The sequence below is a fragment of the Bartonella sp. MM73XJBT.G genome (assembly GCF_028618435.1).
Classification (GTDB): domain Bacteria; phylum Pseudomonadota; class Alphaproteobacteria; order Rhizobiales; family Rhizobiaceae; genus Bartonella.
In genome coordinates, this window is the sequence record NZ_JAQISW010000036.1 from 1 (window position 1) to 5598 (window position 5598).

Genomic DNA, 5598 nt, shown 5'->3' on the forward strand with positions numbered 1-5598 from the left:
TACGAAAGATTTGGATGGCATCATCTCCCTCATCAACAATGCTTAGAATTTGGCTTGCATCAAGCGGTCCAGACTCTGCAATGTTTTGATCATCATCGTAGGTAACTAATAAAATTTCATCAGAATTTATAAGAATTGGCTTTTCCATAATTTCCCCTCCCTAACGCCTAATAGCGATTGTTTGTGTTAATGTAATTTAATCTACACCAGATCGGCTTTTGCTTCTTCGTGATATGTTGTTATAGAGGAGTATACCGTAAAGGATTATTATGGTCAAGCCATTTTATGCTAAAGTGGTTTTTTTATAAATGAACTTTAATATTTATTACGAATCGGTTTGAGTATTGTAGCGTTCAGTGTAGAGGCATGATACTTTCTAGTATCCCTTAAAAAAATAAATCAGTTAGCTGTATTTGAAATTTATATGCAGGAAAAATTGGGGCAGTGTGCAGACAGAGCCAATCGATGGGTAGATAACGCCGTAGTTTTTTATAAAAACTGCGGACGAACAAAAAAAACCCGCTTCAGCGGGGCATACATAGGTTGTAGAATATCTTATAAATATTTTTTTGCTGTTTCTCTTATTCTGTCTGCAAAATCATAAATATTATCTAGCGTTTCAATACCGACTTTTTCATCAATATCAGTATCGAAAAGGGCTAGTTGCTTATGTTTTCTGTTAAAGTGCAGTCGAACCAACGGCTTTCTGTTATTATTGTCAATTAAAATAGCGCAGTACGACTTTGCATCTCTGATAACAATACGGTCGGCAGAAATAACTTCGCGCGCAATTGCCTTGACAATCATGAAGCCTTCAACTTCCTCTTCGGTCGTTATTTTGGCATGTTCATTACCAATAGATGTAGCAATATTATCTTGCTTGTCGGTTTCAGTTGTTGTTTGTAAAGCGCTAGAAAGCCGACTTTTTACCGCATCAGATATTACTTCGCGAAACGCATTTTTAGTAACACCTGTGAGCATTTCTAAGACATTAGCAGTCAGGCGCCCTTCATAAACATCCGCACAAGCAACACGAACAAAACCTTCGGACGGATTTTCTATTTCTTTTTGGATGTTTTGTTTTATTCCAGATACATATTTGAGCTGCTCGGCTGTCACCAATATATTTTCAATATTAAATGCTGAGCGTTCAAACTTTTTAAGCTCTGTAAGTACCACAGTATTGTATTCTATTACATCAAAAGTAAGGAATGGCCTATTATCGAGCTTGTTTGCAGCATCAAGATCTGTGTAAAAATGAAAAAATCGACCATTTGTCAAAATCGCGAATTTAGCATTCGTTACACTAAAGTATCGATATAATTGACTTAAATGCTTTGAACTCAATTCGCAAGATATCGGTTTGCACTCAAAAAGAATACGTATCTCACCGTCTATACGGATAGCATAGTCAACTTTTTCACCTTTTTTACCAACGGCATCAGCAGTAAACTCGGGAATGACTTCAAGTGGATCGAAAATATCATACCCAAGTGCGCGCAGAAACGGTAAAACGACCGCTGTTTTGACCGCTTCTTCAGTTAACATAGTATCTGAATGATTTTTGACTTTATCAGCTATTATTTTTAAGCTCTCGTCTACTGTCCCCATTCCCGCTTCTCCTTTGTTTTCAGGGTTTTCTTAAAATCCAAAGAACTTTCCCAACTATACGAATCTCCTCTCCATCAGTTGCCCCATTTATTTTGATAGGTTCTTGATGATTGGGTTCAGTACTTTCAGGCCATAGTTCAAATCCACTAATAGTTTGACGTATACGTTTAGCTGTACGCTCAATCATTTGACCATTGAATCGGCTGCGTTCAACTATCACGAGATCGTTAGGTTCCACATTAATGCCGGCTTTTATTATGTCTACGCAAATAAGTTGATCACCATCACGAGCAATTTTGTTAAGGCAGTTGCCCTGGATTTTTAAAGCAAATTGAAAGTGAGCTGGGTATTTCGAGGTGCTGGGTACATATTCTATGTCATCAAATCCAAAATCCATATCTTCGACCGACATCCACGAGCTAGCAGCAACTTTTCCTATCACCGGTATCATTCCAATAGCATTAGATATGGGATGTATTTCCTCGTTTTCTGGGAAAAGAAGATTAAACGGCTTTACACCAAGATGTGGTGCTAACTTTTCCGCCCACTCTTTGGTTAATTTTCGCTCACCTTTTTCAAGCCGTTTTATTTGAGGTTGCGTGGTACCAGCTTTTTCAGCCAATTTCACCTGTGTGAGTCCCAAATCTTTCCTCAATTTTTTAATTATATGCATGCTCTAAACCTTACACCAAGACTGCTTATTTAACAAAGTCCATAAAGGTATTTTTTATTGACTAAAAAGTCTTTTATGGTATTTATTTGAGTTATGGAAAAATTGAAATCATATCTTACACGAAATAAACTATCTCAAGCCGAATTTGGGAAGCAAGTTGGCGTAGCACAGAGTACGATTAACAGGTATTTACGCGGCTTGCGGTTTCCTGAGCCTGAAATTGTCTTAAAGATTGAAAAGACAACCAATGATATTGTTCGTCCCGTTGACTGGTATGTCGATTTATACCCACGCCCCTCTCTTGAAGAGGTGGGCGTGCCACTTACTACAGCTGATAACAAACACCCACAGCATAATTCACAGGCTTAAAGAAGAAAGATCATGAGAAACGGGATATTGAAGAAACTTTACACACGGATTTGTAGATTAATAGGTTGTAACACGAAAATCGAGAATGGAGATAGATTGGTGGAAGAATGGAGAAAAGTACCATATCGTGACTGTAGCGTAGAAGATCTTGTAAAACGACACGAAACTCACACAACAATTCTTAAAAAACAAAAAGAATGGCATAAGTCAAAATTTGATAGTTGGATGAGATGGCATGAAGCCACTCTTGCAGAGCGAGATAAGTCAATTGAACAACAGCAAGTAGTACTTGAAAACCTATCCTCTTTAATTAAGCAAAAAAATAAGACACTGTATGAACAAAGATTAAAGTTGGCTTCACAAATGGAGCTAATTGATAAATTAAATAATAAAATCATTTGCTTAATTAACAAAAAAGAAGAACCAAGATTGATCGATTTTATTTTTGCAGGAGAATGCTTTTAATTTTGGTGTCATTAATCCCAAAAATGAGGATTATCAGCCAAAAAGGAATATTCAGGGCCAAATTCATCATATGTATCTTTTGAGCGAGGATATGAAGCCCAAAAATGAACGGTGAATGTTTCCTCTGGGTTAACAATCGAAGTGTGGTCAAGTGTAAAATTTGCAATGTTGTGGGAATTAGGCTTACGACAGCTAATTATGAAATCTAAAAAAGTATAGCATTTAGCACGTATAATTAAAAAATTCAAAGCGAACTCTGATGAAACATTTGATTTTATATTTTGGGGACATAAAGCAATGAGTTTTGGAGTTGTTCTTTTAATGACAAGGTGTACACCTGAAGTTTTAGATGGCCATCTAACGAAAGGGCAAGCATTTTTAACAAACTTAAAGGGACTTTTTTTCGATATGCGTATATTCCTTATCATTATATCTTCTCTAGTAAGATTTTTAATGCACAATTTCACCCTAACGCGTGAAGTGCCTTCATATTTTTGTGGGAAGAATACTGCCTTCAATTTCAAATATGGTCCCAAATCCCGTGCTTTTTTATCTTCTAATAGAATAGCTGTCTGGGTTTCTGATGCTGTAGTTTGTCGTTGGAAGATTTTAAGCTGTTTTTTTAAGCTTCGTTGTTGCACAAAAAGTGTCACCATTCCAGTAACTACAGTAGCAATGATAGGAGCAATCGTAAGATTATTACTTATCCAGTGCAGCAAAAATACAGCACTATCATTTATCCGATGCAATAAGAATACAACCTTATTAACTATCCACTCTTGCATCATACTCCCCCCACTTTTTTAGAATCGTTGGGAGGATACTTTTTCATAAACATCTTTGCAAGACAAGCAATCACAACGCGCTCTGTCATAGCGCACATATAAATACGTAGAGCCTTAAGGGGGGATTATGATCACGCATGCACAAACCATTCTCTGTCTTGATCTAGGTAGCAAGACTGGCTGGGCTATATGCGGTGCTGATGGTCACATAACAAGTGATACAGAACATTTTCAATCACGCCGTTTTGAAGGCGGTGGTATGCGTTATCTGCGCTTTAAGAAGTGGCTTTCTGAACTAAAGAGGTCTGTTGATGAAATTGACGCGGTGTATTTTGAAGAAGTACGCCGGCATGTGGGGACTGATGCAGCGCATGTTTATGGTGGCTTTCTAGCAACTTTAACGGCTTGGTGTGAACATCATCAGATACCGTATGAAGGCATTCCAGTTGGTACGATTAAGAAAGCAACAACAGGAAAAGGCAACGCCTCAAAAGAAGAAATGATTAAGGCAATATGTTCCAAAGGACATACGCCTAAAGACGACAACGAAGCAGATGCTTTAGCAATTTTATATTTAATAAAAGAAGGGGATGCGCATGTCTAATGCAATGCCATGGATAAGATTCCATTTGTATGACTGGATAAGTGGTACAAATGGAATGACATCTGAACAAAGAGGCGTTTATATCAGGCTTCTTGTTCGCATGTACGATAAAAAAGCACCAATTAAAGAAGATTTTGAAACGCTTGCACGTGTTTGCAATTGTTCACAAAAAAAGTTTGCGACTATTGTCGAATATCTCATGAGAAATAATAAACTTGTTGAGACAGATAATGGGTTGTGGAATACGCGCGTTGAAGAAGAACTCAATAACCTCAGTGAAGAGCTAGATAATTTTGCCTTTAATAATAATAAAGAAAAGGAGGTAAAATATGTCAACTAAATTACCGTGGACGAGGCTTTTTGCAGATAGGTGGGCAGTAGTTGTCGATTATTTACCTCCTGTAGAAGGTAATATCTATATGAGATTGCGGTTTCGCATGCTTCGTACTGGTGAACCTCTTTTTTGTAACATTAAAGTTTTGTCTCATTACACTGGTTATTCAGTAAAGAAATTTGAGACAGCTTTGAATGTTTTACTAGAAGAAGGATATATTATTCGTTTAGCAGATGGTCGTTTATGGAATCTCGATGTTGAAGAAGAATTAAAAAATTGCAATGAGAATTTAAATAAACTTTCAGAAAAAGCTATAAAAGCTGCGAATACTAAGAGAAAAAAACACAAAGATGACTCATCAAAAGACCATGATGATGTCATGATGAGGTCATCATGAAACACATTAACATAAACAATAACATATATAATAAAAAAACTAAAACTATCGTTTTAGCAAAAAAAGAAATTGGTTCTGAAAATTTAGAAACAGACGATTTGGTTGACGAACCAATCGAGCCTGCTGCTGTTGAGAGCACATCAGAACAAATCGAAGCGGTAGAAAACAAACAACCTCCCCTTCACGAGCAAGAAAACGTTCCGAAAAAAGCCAAGCAGGTTAACACTGATCGAGGTTGTCGATTGCCTGCGGATTTTGAACCTAATTTGCAATACGCAATCGATCAAGGATTAACGCATGATGAGGCGCTGTTAGAAACCGAACGGTTCACAAATTACTGGATAGCAAACCCAGGTAAAA

At 37.1% G+C, this 5598-nt stretch carries 8 protein-coding genes and 1 pseudogene; 6 read left to right on the top strand and 3 right to left on the bottom strand.

Annotated elements, in window-relative coordinates; translation table 11 throughout:
- Nucleotides 1–555: 555 nt before the first annotated feature.
- Both PVV59_RS09100 and PVV59_RS09105 read right to left on the bottom strand, forming a co-directional pair.
- Nucleotides 556–1611 carry a type I restriction endonuclease gene (locus tag PVV59_RS09100; RefSeq protein ID WP_273755789.1) on the bottom strand — a complete coding sequence of 352 codons (1056 nt, stop codon included), beginning with the start codon at nt 1609–1611 and terminating at the stop codon, nt 556–558.
- 19 nt (nt 1612–1630) lie between these two features.
- The gene (locus PVV59_RS09105; protein ID WP_144755024.1) at nt 1631–2284 is read right to left on the bottom strand and encodes a LexA family transcriptional regulator; all 654 of its coding nucleotides are present in this window, start codon (nt 2282–2284) and stop codon (nt 1631–1633) included.
- A gap of 93 nt (nt 2285–2377) precedes the next feature.
- Between PVV59_RS09105 and PVV59_RS09110 the strand changes: the two genes are divergently transcribed.
- Nucleotides 2378–2653, top strand: a complete 276-nt coding sequence (locus tag PVV59_RS09110; protein ID WP_273755790.1) for a helix-turn-helix transcriptional regulator — start codon at nt 2378–2380, stop codon at nt 2651–2653.
- 99 nt (nt 2654–2752) lie between these two features.
- On the top strand, nt 2753–3118 hold the full coding sequence (locus PVV59_RS09115; protein ID WP_273755791.1) for a hypothetical protein: 366 nt from the start codon (nt 2753–2755) through the stop codon (nt 3116–3118).
- 11 nt (nt 3119–3129) lie between these two features.
- On the opposite strand, the gene PVV59_RS09120 is transcribed toward PVV59_RS09115, so the two are convergent.
- The gene (locus tag PVV59_RS09120; protein ID WP_273755792.1) at nt 3130–3906 is read right to left on the bottom strand and encodes a hypothetical protein; all 777 of its coding nucleotides are present in this window, start codon (nt 3904–3906) and stop codon (nt 3130–3132) included.
- 124 nt (nt 3907–4030) lie between these two features.
- Here PVV59_RS09120 and PVV59_RS09125 point away from each other — a divergent pair, with 124 nt between their 5' ends.
- The 4 genes and pseudogenes from PVV59_RS09125 to PVV59_RS09140 form a co-directional block, all read left to right on the top strand.
- The gene (locus PVV59_RS09125) at nt 4031–4507 is read left to right on the top strand and encodes a crossover junction endodeoxyribonuclease RuvC (RefSeq protein WP_273755793.1); all 477 of its coding nucleotides are present in this window, start codon (nt 4031–4033) and stop codon (nt 4505–4507) included.
- Nucleotides 4500–4847 carry a YdaU family protein gene (locus PVV59_RS09130; protein ID WP_273755794.1) on the top strand — a complete coding sequence of 116 codons (348 nt, stop codon included), beginning with the start codon at nt 4500–4502 and terminating at the stop codon, nt 4845–4847. Before PVV59_RS09125 ends, PVV59_RS09130 begins: the two co-directional genes overlap by 8 nt.
- On the top strand, nt 4837–5238 hold the full coding sequence (locus tag PVV59_RS09135) for a DUF1376 domain-containing protein (protein ID WP_273755795.1): 402 nt from the start codon (nt 4837–4839) through the stop codon (nt 5236–5238). The genes PVV59_RS09130 and PVV59_RS09135 overlap by 11 nt, the downstream gene beginning before the upstream one ends.
- Nucleotides 5235–5598 (top strand): annotated as a pseudogene (locus tag PVV59_RS09140) (hypothetical protein); the annotation flags it as partial. The gene PVV59_RS09135 and the pseudogene PVV59_RS09140, both read left to right, overlap by 4 nt.

Bases quoted from the DNA above. Each gene is read 5' to 3' on its own strand.
- PVV59_RS09135 (WP_273755795.1), top strand. From the start codon at position 4,837: ATGTCAACTAAATTACCGTGGACGAGGCTTTTTGCAGATAGGTGGGCA.
- PVV59_RS09105 (WP_144755024.1), bottom strand. From the start codon at position 2,284: ATGCATATAATTAAAAAATTGAGGAAAGATTTGGGACTCACACAGGTG.
- PVV59_RS09120 (WP_273755792.1), bottom strand. From the start codon at position 3,906: ATGATGCAAGAGTGGATAGTTAATAAGGTTGTATTCTTATTGCATCGG.
- PVV59_RS09100 (WP_273755789.1), bottom strand. From the start codon at position 1,611: ATGGGGACAGTAGACGAGAGCTTAAAAATAATAGCTGATAAAGTCAAA.
- PVV59_RS09130 (WP_273755794.1), top strand. From the start codon at position 4,500: ATGTCTAATGCAATGCCATGGATAAGATTCCATTTGTATGACTGGATA.
- PVV59_RS09110 (WP_273755790.1), top strand. From the start codon at position 2,378: ATGGAAAAATTGAAATCATATCTTACACGAAATAAACTATCTCAAGCC.
- PVV59_RS09125 (WP_273755793.1), top strand. From the start codon at position 4,031: ATGATCACGCATGCACAAACCATTCTCTGTCTTGATCTAGGTAGCAAG.